The organism is Citrobacter sp. C1 (assembly GCF_014596895.2).
GTDB classification, from domain to species: Bacteria; Pseudomonadota; Gammaproteobacteria; order Enterobacterales; family Enterobacteriaceae; genus Citrobacter; species Citrobacter gillenii.
Window position 1 is genome coordinate 2,675,302 of sequence record NZ_CP115035.1, and the last position, 24,279, is coordinate 2,699,580.

21 protein-coding genes are annotated in these 24,279 nt (G+C 54.4%); 7 read left to right on the forward strand and 14 right to left on the reverse strand.

What is annotated here, in order from left to right; genetic code table 11:
* The first annotated feature begins 122 nt into the window (after nt 1-122).
* Genes ttrB through ttrA form a run of 3 tightly spaced genes read left to right on the forward strand, consistent with a single transcriptional unit; the run spans nt 123 to nt 4,944 of the window.
* Nucleotides 123-857 carry a tetrathionate reductase subunit TtrB gene (gene ttrB / locus IB214_RS12910; RefSeq protein WP_161959032.1) on the forward strand — a complete coding sequence of 245 codons (735 nt, stop codon included), beginning with the start codon at nt 123-125 and terminating at the stop codon, nt 855-857.
* Entirely contained in the window at nt 858-1,880 is a 1,023-nt protein-coding gene (ttrC, locus tag IB214_RS12915; RefSeq protein ID WP_117343027.1) for a tetrathionate reductase subunit TtrC, read from the forward strand.
* Nucleotides 1,873-4,944, forward strand: coding sequence for a tetrathionate reductase subunit TtrA (ttrA, locus tag IB214_RS12920; protein ID WP_115258624.1), 3,072 nt, complete (start codon nt 1,873-1,875; stop codon nt 4,942-4,944). The genes ttrC and ttrA overlap by 8 nt, the downstream gene beginning before the upstream one ends.
* A gap of 87 nt (nt 4,945-5,031) precedes the next feature.
* Here ttrA and IB214_RS12925 read toward each other — a convergent pair whose 3' ends face one another.
* The 3 genes from IB214_RS12925 to IB214_RS12935 are packed head-to-tail and all read right to left on the reverse strand — an operon-like array spanning nt 5,032 to nt 7,549.
* Nucleotides 5,032-5,844 carry a MetQ/NlpA family ABC transporter substrate-binding protein gene (locus tag IB214_RS12925; RefSeq protein WP_096757208.1) on the reverse strand — a complete coding sequence of 271 codons (813 nt, stop codon included), beginning with the start codon at nt 5,842-5,844 and terminating at the stop codon, nt 5,032-5,034.
* Nucleotides 5,845-5,865: 21 nt separating this feature from the next.
* Entirely contained in the window at nt 5,866-6,534 is a 669-nt protein-coding gene (locus IB214_RS12930) for a methionine ABC transporter permease (protein ID WP_117343026.1), read from the reverse strand.
* Nucleotides 6,527-7,549, reverse strand: coding sequence for an ATP-binding cassette domain-containing protein (locus IB214_RS12935; RefSeq protein WP_117343025.1), 1,023 nt, complete (start codon nt 7,547-7,549; stop codon nt 6,527-6,529). Before IB214_RS12935 ends, IB214_RS12930 begins: the two co-directional genes overlap by 8 nt.
* Before the next feature lie 572 nt (nt 7,550-8,121).
* On the opposite strand from IB214_RS12935, the gene pykF reads away from it, so the two are divergent.
* Both pykF and lpp read left to right on the forward strand, forming a co-directional pair.
* Complete coding sequence (pykF, locus tag IB214_RS12940; RefSeq protein ID WP_096757211.1) at nt 8,122-9,543, forward strand: pyruvate kinase PykF; 1,422 nt, start codon at nt 8,122-8,124, stop codon at nt 9,541-9,543.
* Between the two features lie 308 nt (nt 9,544-9,851).
* A complete protein-coding gene (lpp, locus tag IB214_RS12945; RefSeq protein ID WP_003029373.1) occupies nt 9,852-10,088 on the forward strand; it encodes a murein lipoprotein Lpp in 237 nt (78 codons plus the stop codon).
* Nucleotides 10,089-10,157: 69 nt separating this feature from the next.
* Here lpp and IB214_RS12950 read toward each other — a convergent pair whose 3' ends face one another.
* The 8 genes from IB214_RS12950 to IB214_RS12985 all read right to left on the reverse strand — a co-directional run bounded on the left by IB214_RS12950 (nt 10,158) and on the right by IB214_RS12985 (nt 18,175).
* On the reverse strand, nt 10,158-11,159 hold the full coding sequence (locus tag IB214_RS12950; protein WP_115258626.1) for a L,D-transpeptidase family protein: 1,002 nt from the start codon (nt 11,157-11,159) through the stop codon (nt 10,158-10,160).
* Nucleotides 11,160-11,282: 123 nt separating this feature from the next.
* A complete protein-coding gene (gene sufE / locus IB214_RS12955; RefSeq protein WP_115258627.1) occupies nt 11,283-11,699 on the reverse strand; it encodes a cysteine desulfuration protein SufE in 417 nt (138 codons plus the stop codon).
* Nucleotides 11,700-11,711: 12 nt separating this feature from the next.
* Entirely contained in the window at nt 11,712-12,932 is a 1,221-nt protein-coding gene (gene sufS / locus IB214_RS12960) for a cysteine desulfurase SufS (protein ID WP_117343024.1), read from the reverse strand.
* The gene (gene sufD, locus IB214_RS12965; RefSeq protein WP_117343023.1) at nt 12,929-14,200 is read right to left on the reverse strand and encodes a Fe-S cluster assembly protein SufD; all 1,272 of its coding nucleotides are present in this window, start codon (nt 14,198-14,200) and stop codon (nt 12,929-12,931) included. Before sufD ends, sufS begins: the two co-directional genes overlap by 4 nt.
* Complete coding sequence (gene sufC / locus IB214_RS12970) at nt 14,175-14,921, reverse strand: Fe-S cluster assembly ATPase SufC (RefSeq protein WP_115258630.1); 747 nt, start codon at nt 14,919-14,921, stop codon at nt 14,175-14,177. The genes sufD and sufC overlap by 26 nt, the downstream gene beginning before the upstream one ends.
* Nucleotides 14,922-14,937: 16 nt before the next feature.
* Nucleotides 14,938-16,425: a Fe-S cluster assembly protein SufB gene (gene sufB, locus IB214_RS12975; RefSeq protein WP_096757217.1), complete on the reverse strand. Its 1,488-nt coding sequence runs from the start codon at nt 16,423-16,425 to the stop codon at nt 14,938-14,940.
* A gap of 8 nt (nt 16,426-16,433) precedes the next feature.
* Nucleotides 16,434-16,802: a Fe-S cluster assembly scaffold SufA gene (gene sufA, locus IB214_RS12980; protein ID WP_115258631.1), complete on the reverse strand. Its 369-nt coding sequence runs from the start codon at nt 16,800-16,802 to the stop codon at nt 16,434-16,436.
* Nucleotides 16,803-17,299: 497 nt separating this feature from the next.
* Nucleotides 17,300-18,175 carry a LysR family transcriptional regulator gene (locus IB214_RS12985; protein WP_115258632.1) on the reverse strand — a complete coding sequence of 292 codons (876 nt, stop codon included), beginning with the start codon at nt 18,173-18,175 and terminating at the stop codon, nt 17,300-17,302.
* A 122-nt stretch (nt 18,176-18,297) separates the two neighbouring features.
* On the opposite strand from IB214_RS12985, the gene IB214_RS12990 reads away from it, so the two are divergent.
* A complete protein-coding gene (locus IB214_RS12990) occupies nt 18,298-19,149 on the forward strand; it encodes a Vmh family MBL fold metallo-hydrolase (RefSeq protein ID WP_117343022.1) in 852 nt (283 codons plus the stop codon).
* 68 nt (nt 19,150-19,217) lie between these two features.
* Here the strand turns inward: IB214_RS12990 and IB214_RS12995 are convergent, their stop codons facing one another.
* The 3 genes from IB214_RS12995 to IB214_RS13005 form a co-directional block, all read right to left on the reverse strand.
* A complete protein-coding gene (locus tag IB214_RS12995) occupies nt 19,218-19,406 on the reverse strand; it encodes a YdiH family protein (protein WP_135912127.1) in 189 nt (62 codons plus the stop codon).
* A 77-nt stretch (nt 19,407-19,483) separates the two neighbouring features.
* Nucleotides 19,484-19,894, reverse strand: coding sequence for a 1,4-dihydroxy-2-naphthoyl-CoA hydrolase (gene menI, locus IB214_RS13000; protein ID WP_096757221.1), 411 nt, complete (start codon nt 19,892-19,894; stop codon nt 19,484-19,486).
* Nucleotides 19,891-22,947 (reverse strand): FAD-binding and (Fe-S)-binding domain-containing protein, encoded by a 3,057-nt coding sequence (locus IB214_RS13005; RefSeq protein ID WP_117343021.1) that lies wholly within the window; start codon nt 22,945-22,947, stop codon nt 19,891-19,893. Before IB214_RS13005 ends, menI begins: the two co-directional genes overlap by 4 nt.
* A gap of 213 nt (nt 22,948-23,160) precedes the next feature.
* Between IB214_RS13005 and ydiK the strand changes: the two genes are divergently transcribed.
* Entirely contained in the window at nt 23,161-24,270 is a 1,110-nt protein-coding gene (gene ydiK, locus IB214_RS13010; protein WP_117343020.1) for an AI-2E family transporter YdiK, read from the forward strand.
* The last annotated feature ends 9 nt before the right edge of the window (nt 24,271-24,279 follow it).

A 24,279-nucleotide genomic window follows, 5' to 3' on the forward strand; every position in this document is an offset into this window, starting at 1 on the left:
AACCACAATAGAGTACCCCCCGCCACGATTTTTACACTGTAAATCATCAAGATTCTTTATTCATCACACGCAAACCAACGGCGTGACCAATGTTTCGTTGTTGCATTGTGACGGGAGAAAATATGGACAGCAGTAAACGGCAGTTTCTCCAGCAACTGGGCGTTCTGACCGCAGGCGCATCCCTGGTTCCCCTGGCTCAGGCCGAGTTTCCCTTCTCGTCAGAACGCCACGAGGGGTCGCGCCAGCATCGCTACGCCATGTTGATTGATCTGCGGCGGTGTATCGGCTGTCAGGCCTGTACCGTCAGTTGCGCCATTGAAAACCAGACGCCTCAGGGCGCGTTTCGTACCAACGTCAACCAGTATCAGGTACAGGTTGAGGGTCAGCAAAGCGTCACCAACGTGCTGCTGCCGCGCCTGTGTAACCATTGCGATAACCCACCTTGTGTGCCCGTTTGTCCCGTGCAGGCCACCTTTCAGCGCGAAGATGGCATTGTAGTGGTCGACAATACGCGCTGTGTGGGCTGCGCCTACTGCGTGCAAGCCTGCCCATACGATGCTCGGTTTATTAACCATGAAACGCAGACCGCCGACAAATGCACATTTTGCGTGCACCGCCTGGAAGCCGGGCTGCTCCCGGCCTGCGTGGAGTCCTGTGTGGGCGGCGCGCGCATCATTGGCGACATCAACGATCCGCACAGCCGGATTTCACGCATGCTGCACGAACACCATGACACCATCAAAGTCCTGAAACCGGAAAGCGGCACCTCGCCTCACGTGTTCTATCTGGGGCTAGATGACGCCTTCGTCACCCCGTTGATGGGACGTGCTCAACCCGCTCTGTGGCAGGAGGTTTAAATGACCCATTCACTGATTATCGAAGAGGTGCTGGCCCATCCGCAGGAAATAAGCTGGTTGCCCTGGGCGGTACAGTATTTCTTTTTCATTGGCATTGCCGCCTGCGCGGCGCTGTTCGCCTGCGTGCTCCACTGGCGTAAAAAAGCGCAGCCGCAGCTAGAAAACCTGACGCTGCTGATCGCCCTGACCTGTGCCATCACCGCCCCGCTGGCGCTGACCGCGGATCTGCACCAGACCGCGCGCGTCTGGCATTTCTATGCCTATCCGACACCGTGGTCATGGATGCCGTGGGGGGCACTGTTTTTACCGTTGTTCACCGGGTTTCTCGGGCTGTGGTTTCTGGCGCAGCAGGTCAAACGGTTTACGCATAAAAGTTACAGCGTCACTAAATGGCTAGCTGTGGGCAGCGCGCTCTCAGCCATTGGATTATTGGTGTATACCGGCCGCGAAGTCTCCGTCGTGCAGGCGCGTCCCATCTGGTTCAGCTATGCCTTCCCGCTGGCGATGTTCCTCAGCGCGCTGCAAACCTTCTTCGCCCTGCTTATCGCCAGCATAAACCGCGACAGCACACTACCGCGCAAACTGGCATGGGGGCAGATTGTCACGTTGATCGCCCTGGCCATTGTGATGGCGTGGTGGGTGAGCGGCGATACGCTTTCCGGGTCGGCGATTCGCCAGTGGCTGGATGTCGCCGCGTCTGCACGGCACTACGCCATCGGCTGGGTAGTGCTGTGGGCTGTCTCACTGGCACTTTGCGGATGGGTGTTACGTCACCCATCGTCATTACCGCTGCGCATTACGCTGGCCTTCAGCGCCATGGCGCTGTGCTGGCTGATGCGCTGGACGATACTGATTCAGGTGCAGACCATCCCCAAATTTAACGCGCAATTTAATCCGTACTCCCTGCCCGGCGGCACAGATGGCTGGCTGGCCATTGTAGGCACCTTTGGCCTGTGGGTTGCGCTACTCATTATTGTTCATGAAGGCCTCAACGCGATCGCAAGGAGAATGCAACATGGCTAATTTAACCCGTCGTCAGTGGCTTAAAGTTGGTCTCGCCGTTGGCGGGATGGTGACCTTTGGCCTGAGTTATCGGGATGTGGCAAAGCGCGCGATTGACGGTTTGCTGGATGGCACCTCGGGGAAAATCACCCGCGATCGCATCTTCGGCAATGCGCTGATCCCCGAAGCCAACGCCCAACCGCGCTGGCAGCAGGATCCGCAGCAGGTGATCGCCATGACCCAGTGCTTCGGCTGCTGGACCCAGTGCGGTGTGCGAGTCCGCGTCGACAGCAAAGCGGGGAAAGTTCTGCGCATTGCGGGCAACCCCTACCACCCACTGTCGCATGAACATCACATTGATTCGTCGGTTCCGTTTGCCACGGCAATGGAACAACTGGCGGGCGAAAGCGGTCTTGATGCGCGTTCCACCGCCTGCGCCCGGGGCGCAACCCTGCTCGAAGGCCTGTACAGCCCGCTGCGAATTCTGGAGCCGATGAAGCGCGTCGGTAAACGTGGCGAAGGTAAATGGCAGCGCATCAGCTTTGAACAGCTCATCAAAGAGGTGGTGGAAGGCGGCGACCTGTTTGGTGAAGGTCACATTGACGGCCTGCGGGCCATCCACGACCCCATCACCCCGTTAGATGCTAAGCACCCCGGCTTTGGCCCGAAATCCAATCAACTGCTGGTCACCAATACCAGCGACGAGGGACGCGATACGTTTATCCGCCGTTTCGCACTGAACAGTTTTGGTAGTAAAAACTTCGGCGCGCACGGTGCGTATTGTGGGCTAGCGTATCGGGCCGGTTCCGGCGCGCTAATGGGCGATCTGGATAAAAACACCCACGTCAAACCGGACTGGGATAACGTTGAGTTCGCGTTATTTATGGGCACCTCCCCGGCGCAGTCCGGCAACCCGTTTAAGCGCCAGGCTCGCCAACTCGCCAGCGCCCGCTTACGCAATGATTTCGAGTATGTCGTTGTCGCACCCGCCCTGCCATTAACCACAGTACTGGCTGACGATCGCGGTCACTGGCAGCCTGTGCACCCGGGGAGCGACTCGGCGCTGGCAATGGGAATGATCCGCTGGATCATCGAAAAGCAGCGTTACAACGCCGATTACCTCGCCATCCCTGGTGTCCAGGCCATGCAACAGGCCGGAGAAAAAAGCTGGACCAACGCCACGCATCTGGTGATTACCGATGAGATCCCAACGCTTGCCGGACAGCATCTCACGCTCGCCCATCTGAACACCGACGCGCCTGGCGAACCGCTGGTCGTTAACGAGACCGGTGACATGGTAGCAGCCAGCAGCTGTCAACGCGCACAGCTGTTCGTGACCCGCGAAGTAACGCTGGCCGACGGGCAAACCGTGACGGTCAAAAGCGGATTCCAGCGTCTGAAAGAGTCTGCCGAAAAGCTGTCACTGGCGCAATACAGCCAGCAGTGCGGCGTGTCGGAGGCAAAAATAGGCGCGCTGGCGGACGCCTTTACCCGTCACGGGCGTAAAGCGGCGGTGATCACCCACGGCGGGATGATGGCAGGCAACGGATTTTACAACGCCTGGGCGGTGATGATGCTGAATGCGCTGATTGGCAACCTCAGCCTCGAAGGCGGGGTCTTTGTGGGCGGCGGTAAATTCAACGGTGCCACTGACGGACCGCGCTACAATATGGACAGTTTCGCCGGAAAGGTGAAGCCGAAAGGCCTGAGCATCGCGCGCAGTAAAACCGCCTATGAATCCTCGGAAGAGTACCGTAATAAAGTGGCTGCCGGACAATCGCCCTTCCCGGCGAAAGCCCCATGGTATCCGTTTGTCGCCGGGCAGTTGACCGAATTACTCGTCTCGGCGCTCGAAGGCTACCCGTATCCGCTAAAAGCCTGGATCTCCAACATGACCAACCCGTTTTACGGCATTGCAGGGCTGCGTGGCGTAGCGGAAGAAAAGCTCAAAGATCCGGCTCGTCTGCCTCTATTTATTGCCATTGATGCTTTTATGAACGAAACCACCGCGCTGGCGGACTATATTGTCCCGGATACCCACAACTTCGAAAGCTGGGGATTCAGCGCCCCGTGGGCAGGCGTGGCGAGCAAGGCCACCACCGCCCGCTGGCCGATTGTTGCACCCGCCACCAGCAAAACCGCCGACGGCCAACCAGCATCCATGGAGTCATTTTGCATCGCGGTGGCAAAACGCATTGGGCTGCCGGGCTTTGGCGATAACGCCATTACCGATCCGCAGGGCAATCACTATCCGCTGAACCGCGCGGAAGATTACTACCTGCGACTGGCCGCCAACATTGCGTTTATGGGTAAGGCGCCGGTCGCCGAAGCCGCGCCGGAAGATATCTCGCTGACCGGCGTGACGCGGATCCTGCCGGTCATCACCGACACGCTAAAAGCCGACGAAGTTCGTCGCGTGGCGTTTGTCTACTCGCGCGGTGGTCGTTTTGCGCCAGATAAGAGTGGCCGCACCGATAACCGCGTCGGTAATGCGTGGGAGAAACCTCTGCAAATCTGGAACGCGGATGTCGCCGCACACCGCCATGCGATCACCGGCGAGCGCTACAGCGGCTGTCCGGCCTGGTATCCTTCCCGCCTGTCCGACGGGCGTTCGGTGGACGAATTGTTTCCGCAGCAGGAATGGCCACTGAAGATGATCTCCTTTAAGTCCAATACCATGTCCAGCGCCTCGGCGGTGATCCCACGTCTTCACCATCTCAAGCCTGTGAATCTGGTGGCGCTCAACCCGCAGGACGGCGCGCGTTATGGTGTGTCACACGGCGACACGGTGCGCATCATCACGCCGGGTGGACACGCACAAGCGCAGGTCAGCCTGCTCAACGGCGTTATGCCGGGCGTTATCGCAATTGAACATGGCTACGGACATAAAGAAATGGGGGCGGCACAGCATACGCTTGACGGAGAGCCGATGGCGTTTGATGAAAAGATTAAATCGGGGATTAATATTAACGATTTGGGTTTTGCCGACCCGACGCGTCAGGTGGCCAATACCTGGCTGGACTGGGTCTCAGGAGCGTCTGTGCGCCAAGGGCTACCGGCGAGAATCGAGCGAGTGCAACTCTAGCGCCGGATGGCAACGCTACTGCGTTTTACCCGGCCTACAGACGTTGTAGGCCGGGTAAGGCGAAGCCGCCACCCGGCAGAAAGTGGATCAGTTATTTACCGGGATCACCGCGCCTTTATATTTGGTGCGGATCCAGTCCTGAATTTCTTTTGAGTGCAGTGCGTCAACCAGCGCCACAATATCCTTTTTCTTCTCATCGCCGCGATGCACGGTAATGATGTTGGCATACGGGTTGTTTTCGCCGCTTTCGACAGCAATCGGATCTTTCACCGGATCCAGCCCGGCATCGATAGCGTAGTTGGCGTTGATCACCACTGCATCGCCTTCATCGTTGTTATACATCTGCGGCAACAGTGCCGCTTCAACGTTAGGCAGGAACTTCAGCTTTTTCGGGTTCTCAACGATGTCGCTGATGCGCGCGGTGACTTTATCAACGCCTGGCTTGAGCTTAATCACACCCTCTTTTTCGAAAATCGACAGAATGCGCCCTTCTTCGGACACCGCATCACGCATGATGATCTTTCCGCCCTCCGGCAGGTCCTTCAGCGACTTTACCTTTTTAGAATAGATACCAATCGGCTCAATGTGAATCGCCCCGGCGCTGACGAAATCATAGGTCTTATCACCCGCATGATCCTTCAGTACGCTGTTCAGGTACGGAATATGCTGGAAGTAGTTGGCGTCAATCTCACGCCCCGCCAGCGCGGTGTTTGGCAGAATGTAGTCCTGGAACGGTTTAATCTCCAGCTCGATCCCCTGCTTTGCCAGGATCGGTTTCGCCTGTTCGAGGATCTCAGCGTGCGGCACGTTGGACGCGCCCACGGTCAGCGTATCTGCCCACGACGCAAAGCTCAGGGCGCTTAAGGTGGCGGCGGCGAGTAATGTCAGTGATTTTTTCATGATAATGGTTTCCGTATTTTATTAGCGTTTATCTAACAGAGAGGTGATCACATCGCCGCAAAACTGGATGATGAAGACAATAACCAGAATGGTCACCGTCGCCACCAGCGTAACGTCGCTGTGGTTGCGCTGGAATCCTTCCAGATAAGCCAAATTCCCTAAACCACCGGCACCAATCACACCAGCCATTGCGCTGTAGCTAACCAGGGCAATCAGCGTCACGGTGATACCGGACACCAGAGCGGGTGATGATTCCGGCAGTAAAACCCGAAAAATAAGCGTACTCAGACGTGCCCCCATGGAGCGGCTCGCTTCAATAACGCCTTTATCTACTTCACGCAGGGCAATTTCGACCAGACGGGCATAGAACGGTGCGGCACCCACGATCAGCGCGGGTAGCGCGGCGTTGGCACCAAGAATGGTGCCTACCAGCGTTTTGGTCACCGGGATCAGCAGCACGATCAAAATGATGAACGGGATTGAGCGGAAAATATTCACGATCAACGAGATGGCGCTGTACAGCGTGCGGTTCTGATACAGGCCGCCACGCGCGGTCAGAAATAGCGCCAGTCCGAGCGCAATACCCAGTACAAAGGTCGCCACACCGGAAAGCACGGTCATGTAGAGCGTTTCCTGAGTTGCCGCGAACAGTTGGTCCCATTTCAGATGGGGAAACAGGGAATCAGCCATGTTGGATAACCTCGCCGTCAACGTCGCTGTGGCGCAGATCGGCCAGAATATTGTTGAGTTGTTCTTCAGTGGCCACCACGTGCACCCACAGTTGACCAAACGCGCCATGGGCGGTTTGCGTCATCTTGCCGTGCAAAATGTTAAACGGCAGGCCGTAGCGCAGGGTCAGCTCCCCGACCACAGGCCGATGGGTACGCTGTCCGGTAAACGTTAACTTAATCACCGCACCGCCGAGTTCGCTTGCCAGTTGCGGATTAAACTCATCTTCCTCGGCATATTGACTTACCTGACGGACAAACTGACGGGTGATCGGCTGCTGCGGGTGGCTAAACACGCTGAGCACATCGCCCTCTTCAACCACTTTGCCGTTCTCCATCACCGCCACGCGATCGCAAATTTTGCGCACCACGTGCATCTCATGGGTGATCAGCACAATGGTTAATTTGAAACGCCGGTTAATATCGAGCAGCAAATCCAGGATTTGATCGGTGGTTTGCGGATCCAGCGCGGAGGTGGCTTCGTCGCACAACAGCACGTCCGGGTTGTTCGCCAGCGCACGAGCAATCCCGACACGCTGCTTTTGCCCACCGCTGAGCTGCGACGGCCAGGCGTTTTCTCGACCATCCAGCCCGACCAATGTAATCAGTTCGGCCACACGTGCTTTAATTTTTGCTTTTGGTACACCGGCGATTTGCATTGAGAAGGCAATGTTTTCGCTGACGGTCCGCGACCACAGCAGATTAAAGTGCTGAAACACCATGCTAATTTTCAGTCGTGCCTGGCGTAACGATTCCCCGCGCGCCGTGGAGATATTGTGACCATTGACGGTCACGCTGCCGGAAGTTGGCTGTTCAAGGCCGTTAAGCAGGCGAATCAGGGTGCTCTTACCGGCACCGCTGTAGCCAATAATTCCGTAAATCTGCCCCTGTTCAACCGTCAGGTTGACGTTATCGACAGCGGTAATAGCAAGCCTGCCTGGCGTAAACACTTTCGAAATATTTTTCAGGACAATCATGTCGTTTGGGTATCCGCTGCTGCTTATCGTTATCCTGCTAACGCTTTTGGCTGTTTAGCAGTATGGATGTCCAAACGAGTGTAATCAGGGAAATGGGCTTTTGATATGAATTAAAAAGAATTTGATATAACTATAAGGAATAACTGTTTTGCACTATTGTCGTTTGCAAGAGCCGGGAATGAAGAACCTCGTGTTGTTGCGCAACAGACCACCGCTGCGGACAACCTCTTTATCCATAGCAATGAACAAATTCGTGAATATTTTTTCGTGAAACTGCACAGAACGCTTTTGAAACACCGTTTCCATTTTCCTTTTAGATAATTTTCAGCGTATAATGCGCGCCAATTGTCTCTTGAATGGTTTCAGCACATTGACCTGTAAAACTCAACGACTACAAAACTCTCCTACCCGTTGGGCTGAAACGCAAGCACACATTCCTCTGCACGCTCTTTCGATGTCACCTATCCTTAGAGCGAGGCATCACAACTTTCGTAACTCAGGTTTAGCTTCCCATCCGTGCGCGACGGAAGCCAGATTTCCATATCCTTCTCAACTTAAAGACTAAGACTGTCATGAAAAAGACGAAAATTGTTTGCACCATCGGTCCGAAAACCGAATCCGAAGAGATGTTAACCAAAATGCTGGACGCGGGCATGAACGTCATGCGTCTGAACTTCTCCCACGGCGATTACGCAGAACACGGTCAGCGCATTAAGAACTTGCGCAACGTGATGAGCAAGACCGGCAAGAAAGCGGCCATCCTGCTCGACACCAAAGGTCCGGAAATCCGTACCATTAAACTGGAAGGCGGTAACGACGTTTCTCTGAAAGCGGGTCAGACCTTCACGTTCACCACCGACAAATCTGTCGTAGGTAACAACGAAATCGTTGCTGTTACTTATGAAGGCTTCACCAATGACCTGTCCGTTGGCAACACCGTGCTGGTTGACGATGGTCTGATCGGCATGGAAGTTACCGCAATCGAAGGTAACAAAGTTATCTGTAAAGTGCTGAACAACGGCGACCTGGGCGAAAACAAAGGCGTTAACCTGCCGGGCGTTTCTATCGCGCTGCCAGCACTGGCTGAAAAAGACAAACAGGACCTGATCTTCGGTTGCGAGCAAGGCGTTGACTTCGTTGCGGCGTCCTTTATCCGTAAACGTTCTGACGTCATTGAAATTCGTGAACACCTGAAAGCGCACGGCGGCGAAAACATTCAGATCATCTCCAAAATCGAAAACCAGGAAGGCCTGAACAACTTCGACGAGATCCTCGAAGCGTCTGACGGCATCATGGTTGCACGTGGCGATCTGGGCGTAGAAATCCCGGTTGAAGAAGTTATCTTCGCGCAGAAGATGATGATCGAAAAATGCGTACGCGCACGTAAAGTGGTCATCACCGCGACTCAGATGCTGGACTCCATGATCAAAAACCCACGTCCGACCCGTGCTGAAGCCGGTGACGTGGCAAACGCCATCCTCGACGGTACTGATGCAGTCATGCTGTCTGGTGAATCCGCTAAAGGTAAATACCCGCTGGAAGCCGTTTCTATCATGGCAACCATCTGCGAACGTACCGACCGCGTGATGACCAGCCGTCTGGACAACAGCCATGACAACCGCAAACTGCGTATTACCGAAGCCGTTTGCCGTGGTGCTGTAGAAACCGCTGAAAAACTGGAAGCTCCGCTGATCGTCGTAGCGACCCAGGGTGGTAAATCCGCTAAAGCCGTACGTAAATACTTCCCGAACGCGACCATTCTGGCGCTGACCACCAACGAAGTGACTGCGCGTCAGCTGGTTCTCAGCAAAGGCGTGGTGCCGCACCTGGTGAAAGAAATCGCTTCTACTGATGATTTCTACCGTCTGGGTAAAGAAGTTGCGCTGCAGTTAGTTGAGCGCGGCCTGGCACAGAAAGGTGACGTTGTAGTGATGGTTTCCGGTGCGCTGGTACCGAGCGGCACCACCAACACGGCATCTGTTCACGTGCTGTAATAATTCCATCGGGAATTAATTTGCCTAAAAAGCGCCCTTGCGGCGCTTTTTTTATTTCCGCGTTAGCTACTATTAATAAAAAATCAAATCGGATTTCACTATCTAATTAGAGATTATCTAAGATGAATCCGATGGAAGCTTTCTGTTTTCACTCGGGTTTTTAGCCGTTTTTGCACAATTCGATGCTTCTTTGAGCGAACGATCAAAAATAAGTGCATTCGCATCAAAAAAATATTCTCAACCTAAAAAGCTTTGTGTAATACTTGTAACGCTACATGGAGATTAACTCAATCTAGAGGGTATTAATAATGAATCGTACTAAACTGGTACTGGGCGCGGTAATCCTGGGTTCTACTCTGCTGGCAGGTTGCTCCAGCAATGCTAAAATCGATCAGCTGTCTTCTGACGTTCAGACTCTGAACGCTAAAGTTGACCAGCTGAGCAACGACGTGAACGCAATGCGTTCCGACGTTCAGGCTGCTAAAGATGACGCAGCACGCGCTAACCAGCGTCTGGACAACGCAGCTACTAAATACCGTAAGTAATAGTATCTGTGTAATAGAAATGGCGCACATTGTGCGCCATTTTTTTTGCCCTTCATTCCTCCTTCCCTGTTACTGCATCGTCCGCACGTCCCCTGCTTCTGGCAATCCATTCTGTGCCGACTTCACCTCTGGCCCGTTGGCCACAATCGGTGCCTGCCCGGCCGTAACGGTAACCGGATAACCTGCCCGACGATACAGCGCCCGATCCACCAGCCCCAGGTCTACGGCTTTACTGTCTTTAAACTGGGTAAAACCGGCAGGCAGTACATACGGCATGGTCTGTACGTTTTGTTCTTCCTCTGGCGACAATGGTCGGTGCACTTCAACATAACGCATGCCGTTAGGCTCGATGGCGTACTTTATCGGCTCATTAATCACTCTGACCGGCGTGCCGGTTCTGACCTGAGCAAACAGGGCTTTGATGTCCGGCGCGTTCATGCGGATACAGCCAGAGCTGACGCGCAGGCCTACACTATCGGGTGCGCTGGTGCCGTGGATGAGGTATTCACCGTTTCCATGCGCCAGACGCAGCGCAAAGCGTCCTAACGGGTTATTGGGCCCGGCGGGCACTACAGGGGGTAGCGTAATGCCGCGCTCTAGAGAACGCTTACGGATGCCTGGTGTTGGGGTCCATGTAGGGTTAGGGATTTTCTGTCCCACCCGAGTTTCCATCACCGGGGTCTCCAGTCCCTGTAAACCAATGCCAATCGGGAATACCTGAACAATATTCTCTCCCGGCGGGAAATAATACAGACGCAATTCTGCCAGATTAACAATAATACCTTCGCGCGGCGCATCCGGTAACAGCAGTTGCGAAGGAATCGTAATCAGGGTGCCGGGGCTGGGTACCGGGGCGATCGTATTATTCGCTTCGAGGATCAGCATCGCGGCGGTATCAAAGCGGCGGGCTATTGCCTGCAAGTTTTTATCGCCTTCCTGCACGGTGTAGGTTTGATTCTGCCCGACAAGACGACTGTTCGCCGCAGGCAAAGGATAATCGACCGCCCAGGCGGCCTGTATAGCGCTGTAAGCGCCAATTAGCATTAGAGTAATAATAGACGCGCGTTTCATACTCACTCACCCCCCTGGCGTTATTGCCGGATAACGGCTGCTGCGGTATCCGGCCGACGAGTCATTGCATAAATCTGCTCAGCGTTATCTTGCAAGGTTTGCCGGATAACGTGTTTTATCAGTTTAGCTAAGAGTTGCCGCTTGCGTACGAATAGCGCGAATCATCGCTTCCAGCCCCTGTGAACGCGATGGCGTGAGATGTTGCGTCAGTGCCATTTTCTCGAACCACGGACGCACATCAAAACGCACAATATCTTCGGCAGTCATTCGATCATATAAAATGAATACCACAGCAATCAGTCCTTTCACAATTGCCGCATCACTGTCGCCCTGTAATTCAATAATTCCGTCAGCATTCTGACGCATTGTTATCCATACCTGACTCTGACAGCCCTGAATACTATTTTTCTCACAGCGATCATCAGCATTTAATTCTGGTAAACGCTGACCTAATTCAATGATATACAGATACTTCTCTTCCCAGTTCGCGCAGCGCAGAAAATTACGCAACAACTTTTCTTTATCCGGTAGCGCAGCCATACCCCCTCCCTGTTATCCCAATAAGTGATGAATACGTTTAAGTCCCGTTACCAGTCGATCCACCTCTTCCTGAGTGTTGTACATGGCAATCGAGGCCCGGCACATCGCAGGGACGTTATAATATGCCATCAACGGCATAGCGCAGTGGTGCCCGGTGCGTACGGCAATACCGTAGTTATCAAGAAAACTACCTACGTCGTAGGCGTGGTGTTTACCGAGGTTAAACGCGATGACGCCCAGACGCGCCTGCGGACCGTACAACGTCAGATCCGGCACACTGGCCAGCTGTTCTAGCGCGTAGCACATCATGAACTGCTCGTACTCGCTGATGTTATCCAGACCCAGCGCACTCACATATTCAATGGCAGCGCCCAGGCCGATAATACCGCCGGTATTGGGCGTTCCCGCTTCAAAACGCCACGGCGCTTTCGTCCAGGTGGTTCCCTGGCTCAGGCTAACCGTTGCTATCATTGAACCCCCGCCTTCCCAGGGCGGCATCTCCTGCAACAGCGACTCACGGGCATACAGCACGCCAATGCCGGTGGGTCCATACAGCTTATGGGCGGAGAAGACATAAAAGTCGCAATCCAGCGCCTGCACGTCTACTTTATGGTGCATCACCGCCTGCGCGCCATCGACCAGCACTTTTGCCCCGTGCTGATGCGCCAGCGCAATCATCTCTGCTAACGGGTTTTCGGTACCCAGCACGTTGGATACATGGGTAATCGCCAGCAGTTGGGTGCGTTCGTCGAACAGAGTTGGCAGAGTATCCAACTGCAAGGTGCCATCAGCATTCAGGGGGATGACACGCAGCTCAGCACCCACGCGGGCACACAGCATCTGCCATGGCACGATGTTGGCGTGGTGTTCCATCTCACTGATGATGATGTTATCCCCCGCCCGCACATTGCTGGTGCCCCAACTGTTGGCTACCAGATTAATGCCCTCGGTCGTGCCACGCACAAATACCAGTTCTTCAGCGGAGCGGGCATTAATAAACAGCGACGCCAGCTTACGCACATTCTCCATTTTTTCCGTCGCCTGGGCGCTTAGGGTATGAATACCACGGTGAACCGCCGCATAGCCATGGCGGTAAAACTCAGCTTCGGCATCAATCACCTGATTCGGCTTTTGCGCGCTGGCAGCGCTGTCCAGATACGCCAGCGGCAGGCCGTTCACTTCACGGGTCAGGACCGGAAAATCGGCCCGCACTTTTTCAATCGGAAATGTCATGCTACGCCTCCCGGCAGGCGTTGGGCTATACGCGCCAGAACCTGTTGTTTAAGCGTTTCATCGCTCAGGGCTTCCGTCAGCTCAGCGGCAAACGCATAGAGAATCATCTGTTGAGCATCCTGCTGGCCGATCCCACGCGAGCGCAGATAGAACATCTGCTCATCGTCGATCCGCCCTACCGTCGCGCCGTGGCTGCATTTCACGTCATCGGCATAGATTTCCAGTTGCGGTTTGGTGTCCACTTCCGACAGCTTACCGAGCAGCAAATTATTGTTCGTCATCTGTCCATCGGTTTTAATCGCGTGCTGCGCCACGTTGATCAGACCATTGAACACCGCCCGACCTTTATCGCTGACGATGGTTTTATGCAGTTGGCGGCTGTTGCAATAGCCTTTGTTATGCTCAAGCCAGGTGCGGGTATCGCAGACTTCGTTTTTCACCGGCATCGCCAGACTGTTAATCCGCAGCGTGGTGTTTTCGCCGTTCAGTTGGGTGCTGGTGTTATGGCGCAACACCGCGTCGCCGAGCAAAAAGCTGTGGCTCACCGCCGTAGCATCTGCGCCCAACTGAATGTCGTTATGGGCGAAGTGATGGCTGACCGGGTTCTCAAACGCCAGCTTGATATGCTGCAAGTGGGCATTGGCCGCCACGTTCATCGTAACGCGCGCGCCGGTAAAGTGCTTCAGCGTGTTGAGGCTGACAAAATGTTCGATGAGGGTGGCTTCTGCGCCCTCCGCCAGTTCAAGGTGGTGGCGATAATGCGCGGTATTGACGTCATCGCCCGCCACTCCCTGGGTGATGTGCATCAACAGCAGTGGTTTCGCCGGGCGCTGATTACGCTTCACCTTGATATGCGTCACACTGCGCGACAGGCTTTCCGTCAGATGCAGAAAAACTTCTGGCTGAATCGGTGCCGGTAGCGACAGGTGCGCATCGTCAACGGTAATGTCAAAGCCGCTACCGTCCGTGCTGTCGCTAAGCGCTTCGCAGAATTGCCCGTCGACAAACACCAGACGCACAGCATCAATGCCAGCGGCTAACGCCTCGCACTGCGCCGGGGTTATCGCGGCAAGATGACTAACAAACTGGCTACTGGTTAATCCTTCCAGCGGCGTGTATTTCCAGTCTTCATGCTTACGCGTAGGCAGCCCAAGACGCAGCATCTGCTGTAAGTGCTGCTGCGCGTGCTGCGAGCGGGTTTCGCCCTGTGACTCAAACAAGTGATGCCACTGCTGCAGCACATTACTGCTGTTCACTAAGCCAGCCATATCCTTGCTCCTCCAGCTGTTTAACCAGCGTGAAATCGCCGGACTTAACAATGCGTCCCTGATACAAAACATGGACGTAATCGGGTTTGATATAGTCGAGGATGCGCTGATAGTGGGTGACAATAATGAATGAACGCTTGCCGTCGCGCAGCGAATTGACGCCATCAGCGACAATTTTTAGCGCATCAATATCCAACCCCGAATCAGACTCGTCGAGAATGCACAGCTGAGGCTCCAGCACCGCCATCTGCAAAATATCATTGCGTTTTTTCTCACCGCCGGAGAAACCGACGTTTACCGAGCGGGTGAGCAAATCCTCCGGCATTTTCAACAGCGCGATTTTTTCCTCCATCAAATCCTGGAAGTCGAATCGATCCAGCGCGTCTTCGCCACGGTAACCGCGCACTGCATTAAGCGCGGTTTGCAGGAAAAACTGATTGCTGACGCCGGGAATTTCCACCGGGTATTGAAACGCCATAAAGATGCCTTCACCGGCCCGGTCCTCCGGCGACAGTTCCAGTAAATCTTTACCGTTAAATTCCACCGTTCCCCCGGTGACGGCATAATCATCACGCCCGGCCAATGTTGCCGACAGAGTGCTTTTTCCTGAACCGTTCGGTCCCATAATGGCGTGAACTTCACCCGGGCGGACCTCCAGGCTCAGCCCACGCAGGATCGCCTTCTCTTCGACGCTGACCTGTAAATCTTTAATGCTTAACATGTGCTTTCCTTAAATTTTAACCGACGCTGTGTTCAAGGCTGATGGCGAGAAGTTTTTGCGCTTCAACAGCGAACTCCAGCGGCAGTTCAGAGAACACGTCTTTACAGAACCCGTTGACGATCATCGAGATGGCGTCTTCTTCGCTGATACCGCGCTGCAGACAGTAGAACAGCTGATCTTCACCAATACGTGAGGTGGTGGCTTCGTGTTCAAGCTGGGCGCTGTTGTTGCGACACTCTACGTACGGGAAGGTGTGCGCCCCGCAGTCCGCACCAATTAGCATCGAGTCACACTGGGTATAGTTACGGGCGTTGGTGGCCGTCGGCATGATTTTTACCAGGCCGCGATAGCTGTTCTGGCTGTGCCCGGCGGAGATCCCTTTCGAGATAATGGTCGATTTGGTGTTCTTGCCGATGTGGATCATCTTGGTGCCGGTATCGGCCTGCTGATGACCGCTGGTCAACGCAACGGAGTAGAATTCGCCGATGGAGTTATCGCCGCGCAAAATACAGCTGGGGTATTTCCAGGTGATGGCCGAGCCAGTTTCCGACTGGGTCCACGACATTTTGCTGTTTTCGCCTTCACACAGTGCACGTTTGGTCACGAAGTTCAGAATGCCGCCGGTGTTGCCATCGCCAGGGAACCAGTTTTGCACCGTCGAGTATTTCACTTCAGCATCTTTGTGGATGATCACTTCCACCACCGCCGCGTGCAGCTGATAGCTGTCGCGCACCGGAGCAGAACATCCTTCAATGTAGCTGACGTAGCTGCCTTCATCCGCCACCAGGATAGTGCGTTCAAATTGCCCGGTTTTTTCCGCGTTAATACGAAAATAGGTGGATAGCTCCATTGGGCAGCGCACGCCTTTCGGCACATAGATAAACGTACCGTCTGAGGCAACCGCTGCATTCAGCGCGGCAAAGAAATTGTCGTTGCCCGGCACCACCGTGCCGAGATATTTTTTCACCAGTTCCGGGTGATCATGAATGGCCTCACCGAACGAGCAGAAAATAATGCCTTGCTCAGCCAGCTTTTCACGATAGGTGGTCGCCACCGATACCGAGTCAAAAATGGCATCGACCGCCACTTCTCGCCCTTCACGTACCGGCACGCCAAGTTGTTCGAAAGCGTCCTCAACCTCTTTACTTAAAAACGCATTCGCGCCCGTTTGCTGTACCGCTCCCGGCTCGGAGGCGCAGGTCTCATCGCAGTTACCGCAGGAAGGTGCGGAGTAATAGCTGTAATCCTGATAATTCAGCTTATCGTAATGCGCTTTTAACCAGTGCGGCTCCTCCATCGTCAGCCACGCCTTAAACGCATCCAGGCGAAATGCCAGCATCCAGTCCGGTTCGTTGCGTTTCGCGGAAATCGCCCGCACGACCTCTTCATTGATGCCCTTCGCCAGTTCATCAGTTTTTAGTTGGGTGAAGAATCCCTCTTTATAATTGAGGTGTCCGCCAGCCCAGGTGTTGACATCGTCAGTTGCTTCAGTGTTACGCGACATAGTACCGCCTATACCCCAAAACTTTCGCCACAGCCGCATTCGTTCTGGGCTTTCGGGTTATGAAATTTAAATAACTGATTTAATCCTTCACGAACAAAATCGACTTCGGTTCCGTCAATAAACGGCATCGCCTGTAACGGCACATACAGCCTGGCGCCATCGGTTTCGAACACCAGATCGTCTTTTTCCGGTTGGCTGACGGTATCCAGCACATAGCCAAACCCCGCACATCCTGTTTGCTTCACGCCTAACCGCACGCCCAGCATATCGGGCTGTTTTGCCACCAGTTCACGAATATGCGCCGCTGCGGCTGGCGTTAACGTCAACCCACGCCATGCAAAATCGTTCGGATTAAATGTTCCTGAATGCAATTCCATAGGGTTACCTCGAGTCATTAACCTGCACGCTACAACACCATGTTAGTGATAATGATTATCACTTCAACCCCTGTTCAGCAGGGGCATTCGGGTTAACCGCCCTTTTTGGTTACTTTTATTAAGCATAGACCCTGCGGCGAGGGTTTACAGAGAGGGATTATTTTGTTCAATGCTTTGATAAATAATGGGTTACAAACCGTTAATCGTTCAGCAAGGTAAAACGCAAAAAGATGTATAGAAAATGTCTATTTAAGAGATAGGGGAAAGACGGAGAAATAGAGGTAACCGCGTGCAAAACAGCGCAGACAGACAATAAAAAACCCTTAAGGCTGCTCTATTAGCAGGCTTAAGGGTTCCGACCCCATCCGGCGCTTATCTCCGGCACTCACGATGGCTTAGCTCTTGAAGGGGCGATAAGAATAGTCTCACGACCTGACGCCGTGTTTTTAACACAAACTGCGGTTTGTCTGATTTACAGGCAGACGCAGCTCACATATTCAGACCAGAATCTCATGCAGGGCATCCAATAGCAGACGCAGCCCTGCCGGTTGATGCTCACGAGACAGGTATAAGCCGTAAATTGGCAGACGTCGCGGCTTGAGTTGGGGCAAAAGCCGGATCAACTGGCCGCGTGCCAGCCCTTCACGCGCCTCTTGTTCCGGCACCAGCGCAATACCCATACCAGCCAACGCCGACTCACATAATAGCGCAGAGATCCCCGCGCTGAGATTTCCCTTTATCGCCACCGATACAGCGTTGCCCTGCTCATCATCAAAGTGCCATGATTTTCCGGCAAACCCGCTGTAGTAAAGGCAATTATGCTGGGCGAGACAGTCCAGGGTTTGCGGAATGCCATGCTGGCGCAGGTAGTCCGCAGAGGCGCATAACACCGACTCACAGTCACCCAGACGACGGGCGATAGTACCCGGTTCAGGATTATCCGTAATGCGGATCGCCGCATCAATACGTTCACCGACCAGGCTCACCGGTTGATTGTTAATCTCAACCTCAATGCGCAGTTCAGGGAAACGCGCCAGAAAAACGGGCAGTACCGGCGCCAAAATATGCATCGCAGTAAAATGCGCGCAAGCCACACGTAGCGTGCCGGAAGGAATCTCTGCTGCGCTGGCGGCGCTGATATCCAGCGACAGCTGCGCCAGCGAGCGCGTCTTCACTAACGCCTCTTCCCCCGCGGGCGTAATAGTCAGCCGACGCGATGAACGGTGGATTAACCTTGCACCCGCCCATTTTTCCATCTCGTCGAGGTAGCGACTGACCATCGGACGGGAAAGCCCCAGCGCGCGCGCCGCGGCGCTCAGGCTGCCCAAATCGCAGATGTGGTTAAACACCGTTGCCGCCATGACTCTGTCCATTGCATCCCATCCGATCGTTTTATGAAACTCAGCATGTCCTGATAGAGGAATTCTAACAGATCCAAATATCCGTAAAATAAAGAACAAGAAAAAGACATTTCATCTGCAAAAGGTTATCCCCCATGAAAGTGAACGCCCTGGCCCTGCTGTTACCTCTGTTTGCCTCGCCGGTATTCGCCGCGCCACTCCAGCTTGACGTCTACAATCCCCAGGAAAAAGCTATTTTTCCGGTATCCTCAACGCTGGTGTCCGGCCCGAAAGAGGCCATTTTATTTGATGCGCAATTCAGCACCAAAGACGGTGAAAAGCTGGCGCAGATGATTCGCAACAGCGGCAAAAAACTGCAGGCCATCGTGATCACCTCTGGCGATCCGGATTTTTATTTTGGTCTGCAGCCGATTGTTAACGCCTTTCCCGAGGTAAAGATTTTGGCAACACCGCACGTCGTGGAGCACATTCGTGCTACCAAAGATGCCAAACTGCAGTTTTGGGGCCCGCAGATGAAAGACGGCGCACCAACGACGCTCATCGTGCCGCAGGTCACGACGCAGACACGCTTTACCATTGATGGTGAAACGCTGGAACTGCGCCGCTCAAATGATTACGCGGCCTATGTCTGGATCCCGGCTAACCGGGCGATCCTCGGCGGCACCGGCGTGGCTTCCGGTATTCATGTCTGGACTGCGGACACACAGTCTCCTGAACAGCGTCGCGCATGGCGCAACGTGCTGAGCGAAATGCAAACCTTACGCCCAACCGAGGTGATCCCCGGTCACTACATCGGCGAACGCCCGGCAGGCGATCAAGCGATCCGCTTCACCGGTGATTACTTGCACGCTTTTGAGCAGGCGCTGGGCGCAAAAAAAGGGTCTGCATATGTGATTAAAACGATGAAGGCGGCATGGCCAGGGCTTGCGGACGACAGCTCGCTGGAGCTGAGTGCGAAGGTCAATACCGGGGAGATGAAATGGTAAACCCGATTTAAGGCAAAAAATAACCCCGAACAGGTGTCGGGGTTTTCATCACGATAAGCATACTGGAATCAATGAACGCCGTGCCGCCAGGCAAAATAGATTTCTTCTTTGAGTTCAGTCGAAGAAAGCGCCAGTAAATCAGCAAACTCCAGCTCTAATTGTTTCAGTCTTTTCAGGTACTGAGCCGGTGAAAGATCGCTGTTATCACGACGTATAAATTCTATTGCCAGTTGGGCCGGGTCTAATTGGGTAGACATATCATCCTCGCTTGTGTTCAAAACCTGCACAGTATAGCACCTTTCCCTGCGCAGATAATGACCAAACGCAACATGCGTCACAAAATAGCGGTCGTCAGACGCGAGGTACAGCACAACCGTCCCTGTTCATCGAAGATTTCGATTTGCCAGACCTGATGGCGAGAACCGGTATGCAGCGCGCTGCACACCCCTCTCACTCGCCCTTCCCGCGCGGAACGGATATGGTTGGCATTGACCTCAAGACCCACCACTTTTTGATCACCTTGAGTGCATAAATAGCCGGCCACCGAGCCAATGCTTTCGGCCAGCACCACCGACGCGCCACCGTGTAACAGGCCAAAAGGCTGTTTGGTCCGGTGATCCACCGGCATTGTGGCTTCCAGCGTATCGTCACCAATGTGCTCAAAACGAATATCAAGCAGACCAACCATATTTCCCTCACCCATGGCATTGAGCGCCTCGAGTGAAACTTCACGTTTCCAGATCATCCAATAATCTCCAGCAGTGCCTGTAATGGGTGGCGAACGCCCGTACCTTCCACGCGTTTCACCTGGCTGCGACAAGAATATCCCGCAGCCAGACAGCGATTGCGCGGTAGTCGCTGCATCGCCTGATGCCATGATAGCTCATAGATGCCCAGCGAGTTCTGGTGATTCTTCACTTCATGACCGTACGTGCCCGCCATGCCGCAGCACCCGACACTGACGTTTTCCAGCTGCGCGCCAAATTTGGCAAAAATGGCCGCCCACTGCGCTGGCGCACCCGGCAGGGCCGTTACTTCGGTGCAGTGTCCAAAGAAATACCACGGCTCACCCGCAACAGCAGCTGGCTGCTGAGAGGCCAGGACGGTTGACAGCCACTCGTTCACCAACAGTACATGGAAGTCGCCACGCTGCTCGCCAAGCGCCAGCTTGTATTCATCGCGATAGCACAATACCAGCGCCGGATCGACGCCGACCATCGGGATGTTCAACGTCGCCACCCGATTGAGAAATTCAGAGGTCTTTTTCGCCGTTTTGGCAAAACGGTTTAAGAAACCCTTAATGTGCTGCGCCTTGCCATTAGGCGAGAACGGTAGCAGGACCGGCTGTAAACCGAGTTTTTCCACCAGGCGGATAAAATCAGCTACCACCTGCGCATCGTAATAGCTGGTGAACGGATCCTGGACCACCAGCACCGTGCGGGCTTTCTGTTCCTGACTCAATAGCTCGAGCTGTTCCAGCGTCATATTGGCGGAGCGGTGCCCGACCAGCTGACGTTGTAACGACGGCGCGGACAGTAGCGGCAAATCCACCATGCCAATATGCTTTTTGGCCAGCGTACGCACCAGCGGCTGGTTAATGAAGAAGTTGAATGTTTTTGGCGCGCGCGCCATTAGCGGCGCATAGCTTTCGACGGTTGCCACCATGTGATCGCGCAGCGGGCGTAAATAACGCGTGTGGTACAGTTGCAGGAAGCGAGAGCGGAATTCCGGGACGTCAATTTTGATCGGGCACTGCGTGGAACACGCTTTACATGCCAGACAGCCGGACATCGCCTCTTTGACTTCGTGCGAGAAATCGTACTCCCCCTTGCGCGCATGCCAGCTGTTACGCGTGCGGGCGATTAACGTGCGCAAGCTGGCACCTTTTTCCGGTAACTCTTTTTCCAGGCGAACCGGATCGATGCCGCGGTCAGCCAGCAGGCGTAACCATTCCCGTACCAGCGTTGCGCGTCCTTTGGGGGAGTGAATTCGGTTCATGCTGATTTTCATCGACGGGCACATGGGGCTGTTGGCATCGAAGTTAAAACATAACCCGTTGCCGTTACACTCCAGCGCCCCACGCCATTCCTGCCTTACGGCCAGTGGGATCTGGCGATCGTAGGTACCGCGTTTAACCGCATCGACTTTCATCATCGGCGCATCGACGCCTTCCGGTGGGCATATTTTGCCAGGATTCAGCCTGTTTTGCGGGTCAAACGCCGACTTCACCTTGCGCAGTTCACCGTACAATTCATCGCCAAAGAAAGCCGGACTGTACTCCGCGCGGAATCCTTTGCCGTGTTCGCCCCACAGCAGGCCGCCGTATTTTGCCGTCAATGCCACCACGTCATCAGAAATGCGTTTCATCAGCACTTCCTGCTGCGGATCGCACATGTCCAGCGCCGGCCTGACGTGTAACACCCCGGCATCCACGTGACCAAACATGCCATAGCTCAGGCCGTGGCCGTCAAGCAACGCACGGAACTCCGCGATATAATCCGCCAGATGTTCAGGCGGTACGCAGGTATCCTCCGCGAACGGAATCGGCTTGGCGGCCCCTTTTGTATTACCCAGCAGACCGACGGCTTTTTTGCGCATCGCGTAGATACGCTCCACGCCCGCCAGCTCAGTACACAGCTGCCAGCCAATGACGCCAGATTCCTGACGGGCAATTAAACCGTCCAGGCGTTCACACAACGCGCTGACCTGCTCATCAATCAATGCTTCGTCGTCACCGGCAAACTCGACGATATTCAGTCCCAACATTTCTTTATTCGGTACATCGGTAATCAGTTCGCTAACCGAATGCCAGACAATGTCTTCGCGCGCCAGATTCAGCACCCTGGAGTCCACGGTTTCTACCGACAGCGCGCGCGCGTCAACCATTACCGGGGCATTGCGCAAAGCGGAATCAAATGAGTCATATTTGACGTTGACCAGCCGCCGCACTTTCGGCAATGGCGTGATATCGAGGCGAGCCTCGGTAATAAATGCCAGCGTGCCCTCGGAACCGGTGAGGATGCGGGTTAAATCAAACTCGGTCATCTCATCGTTAAAGACGTGCCGCAGATCGTAGCCGGTTAAAAACCGATTCAGCTTCGGAAACTTATCCACGATCAGCTGACGATTTTCGCGACAGCGCTGGTAAACGGTCTTATAGATGCGCCCGATGGTGGTATTGGTGTTACCGAGCATTTCAGCCAGTTCCACCGGCATCGGCTGCGTATCAAGGATATCGCCGCCCATCAGTACCGCACGTACGCCCAGTACGTGGTCGGAGGTTTTACCGTATACCAGCGAGCCCTGTCCGGACGCATCGGTGTTGATCATCCCGCCAAGCGTTGCCCGGTTACTGGTCGACAATTCTGGTGCGAAGAAATAGCCGTACGGCTTTAGATACTGGTTAAGCTGGTCTTTTATCACCCCGGCTTCGACCCGTACCCAACCTTCCTGCGGATTGATTTCAATAATGCGGCTCATATAACGGGACATATCCACGATAATGCCCTGATTCAGCGCCTGACCATTGGTACCCGTGCCGCCGCCGCGCGGGGTAAAAATCAACGAGGAAAAGAGAGGTTCTGCCGCCAGACGGGCGATCAGCGCCACATCCGCCGTTGAACGGGGAAAAACCACGGCATCAGGAAGAAGCTGATAAATGCTGTTATCTGTCGACATTGTCAGGCGATCGGCATAGCTCGTTGCCGTGTCGCCCGTAAACCCTTGCTGCTCCAGCGCCTGCAAAAAATTAAGCACCAGTTGAACGACACCAGGTGCCTGAGAAATTTGTGGAATCATTATAGTGACCCTTTCCTGCGGTCTGTGTTGTGAATTTAATCGTTTGCGTGTTGCTTTGTTTGTTGTATCACATTTTTTTCTAATACGCCCGGCAGATTTAAAGGCAGAATCTGCCTGTTAAAAACCGCTGAAATTGCTCATCATTATAGGGTGGGGTTTTAGCGTTCACGTCGCGTCAACGTCCTGACGTACAGAAAAGGTGAAAAAGTATTTATGGTAAATTTCCGTCAGCCCAGGGATATCGCACAAGTGCTGCTCTCGGTGCTGTTTTTAGCCATCCTGATTGTGGCCTGTTTATGGATAGTGCAGCCCTTTATCCTTGGTTTTGCGTGGGCTGGAACCGTGGTCATTGCGACCTGGCCTATCTTGATACGCATACAAAAATTGTTATGGGGACGCCGTTCTCTGGCCGTGCTGGTAATGACCCTGCTGCTGGTCCTTTTGTTTATCATTCCCATCGCGCTATTGGTCAACAGTATTGTTGATGGCAGCGGACCGTTGATCCATGCCGTAACCGCAGGCGATATGACCTTGCCGGACCTGGAGTGGCTGAACAGTATTCCGTTAGTGGGTGCCAAAATTTATGGCGCATGGCACAGCCTGCTGGATATGGGCGGCGCGGCAATTATGGCCAAAGTGCGTCCTTATATCGGTTCCACAACGACCTGGTTTGTTGGTCAGGCCGCGCACATTGGTCGCTTTATGATGCACTGTGGCCTGATGCTGCTGTTCAGCGCCCTGCTCTACTGGCGCGGCGAGCAGGTGGCATTAGGGATTCGGCACTTCGCCTGTCGCCTGGCTTCTAAGCGTGGTGATGCTGCTATTTTGCTGGCGGCACAAGCGATCCGCGCGGTGGCATTGGGTGTGGTCGTCACCGCACTGGTGCAGGCCGTTCTCGGGGGTATTGGTCTGGCGGTAACGGGTGTGCCGTACGCCACGCTGCTGGCGGTGTTGATGATCCTGTCCTGCCTGGTGCAGTTGGGTCCTCTACCGGTGCTGATCCCGGCCATTATCTGGCTGTACTGGACGGGGGACTCCACCTGGGGCACGGTGCTGCTGGTCTGGAGTGCCGTGGTCGGCACGCTGGATAACGTAATCCGCCCGATGCTGATTCGTATGGGCGCCGATTTACCGCTGATCCTCATCCTGTCGGGTGTCATCGGCGGGTTAATTGCCTTCGGCATGATTGGCTTGTTTATCGGCCCAGTGGTCCTGGCGGTATCCTGGCGTCTGTTCTCCGCTTGGGTGAACGAAGCCCCGGCGCCAGGTAACGATCCGGACGAAATCCTCGAAGAAATCGCTGAAATCGAAAACAACAAATAACCCTGACAT

What these genes read in the sequence shown, in the direction of transcription:
- IB214_RS12930 (WP_117343026.1), bottom strand. Translation starts at nt 6,534, where the DNA reads ATGGCTGATTCCCTGTTTCCCCATCTGAAATGGGACCAACTGTTCGCG.
- menI (WP_096757221.1), bottom strand. Translation starts at nt 19,894, where the DNA reads ATGATCTGGAAACGTGAAGTTTCACTCGAGGCGCTCAATGCCATGGGT.
- ttrC (WP_117343027.1), top strand. Translation starts at nt 858, where the DNA reads ATGACCCATTCACTGATTATCGAAGAGGTGCTGGCCCATCCGCAGGAA.
- lpp (WP_003029373.1), top strand. Translation starts at nt 9,852, where the DNA reads ATGAATCGTACTAAACTGGTACTGGGCGCGGTAATCCTGGGTTCTACT.
- sufD (WP_117343023.1), bottom strand. Translation starts at nt 14,200, where the DNA reads ATGGCTGGCTTAGTGAACAGCAGTAATGTGCTGCAGCAGTGGCATCAC.
- IB214_RS12935 (WP_117343025.1), bottom strand. Translation starts at nt 7,549, where the DNA reads ATGATTGTCCTGAAAAATATTTCGAAAGTGTTTACGCCAGGCAGGCTT.
- sufE (WP_115258627.1), bottom strand. Translation starts at nt 11,699, where the DNA reads ATGGCTGCGCTACCGGATAAAGAAAAGTTGTTGCGTAATTTTCTGCGC.
- sufS (WP_117343024.1), bottom strand. Translation starts at nt 12,932, where the DNA reads ATGACATTTCCGATTGAAAAAGTGCGGGCCGATTTTCCGGTCCTGACC.
- IB214_RS12925 (WP_096757208.1), bottom strand. Translation starts at nt 5,844, where the DNA reads ATGAAAAAATCACTGACATTACTCGCCGCCGCCACCTTAAGCGCCCTG.
- pykF (WP_096757211.1), top strand. Translation starts at nt 8,122, where the DNA reads ATGAAAAAGACGAAAATTGTTTGCACCATCGGTCCGAAAACCGAATCC.
- ydiK (WP_117343020.1), top strand. Translation starts at nt 23,161, where the DNA reads ATGGTAAATTTCCGTCAGCCCAGGGATATCGCACAAGTGCTGCTCTCG.
- ttrB (WP_161959032.1), top strand. Translation starts at nt 123, where the DNA reads ATGGACAGCAGTAAACGGCAGTTTCTCCAGCAACTGGGCGTTCTGACC.
- IB214_RS13005 (WP_117343021.1), bottom strand. Translation starts at nt 22,947, where the DNA reads ATGATTCCACAAATTTCTCAGGCACCTGGTGTCGTTCAACTGGTGCTT.
- IB214_RS12985 (WP_115258632.1), bottom strand. Translation starts at nt 18,175, where the DNA reads ATGGACAGAGTCATGGCGGCAACGGTGTTTAACCACATCTGCGATTTG.
- sufA (WP_115258631.1), bottom strand. Translation starts at nt 16,802, where the DNA reads ATGGAATTGCATTCAGGAACATTTAATCCGAACGATTTTGCATGGCGT.
- sufB (WP_096757217.1), bottom strand. Translation starts at nt 16,425, where the DNA reads ATGTCGCGTAACACTGAAGCAACTGACGATGTCAACACCTGGGCTGGC.
- IB214_RS12990 (WP_117343022.1), top strand. Translation starts at nt 18,298, where the DNA reads ATGAAAGTGAACGCCCTGGCCCTGCTGTTACCTCTGTTTGCCTCGCCG.
- IB214_RS12950 (WP_115258626.1), bottom strand. Translation starts at nt 11,159, where the DNA reads ATGAAACGCGCGTCTATTATTACTCTAATGCTAATTGGCGCTTACAGC.
- ttrA (WP_115258624.1), top strand. Translation starts at nt 1,873, where the DNA reads ATGGCTAATTTAACCCGTCGTCAGTGGCTTAAAGTTGGTCTCGCCGTT.
- IB214_RS12995 (WP_135912127.1), bottom strand. Translation starts at nt 19,406, where the DNA reads ATGTCTACCCAATTAGACCCGGCCCAACTGGCAATAGAATTTATACGT.
- sufC (WP_115258630.1), bottom strand. Translation starts at nt 14,921, where the DNA reads ATGTTAAGCATTAAAGATTTACAGGTCAGCGTCGAAGAGAAGGCGATC.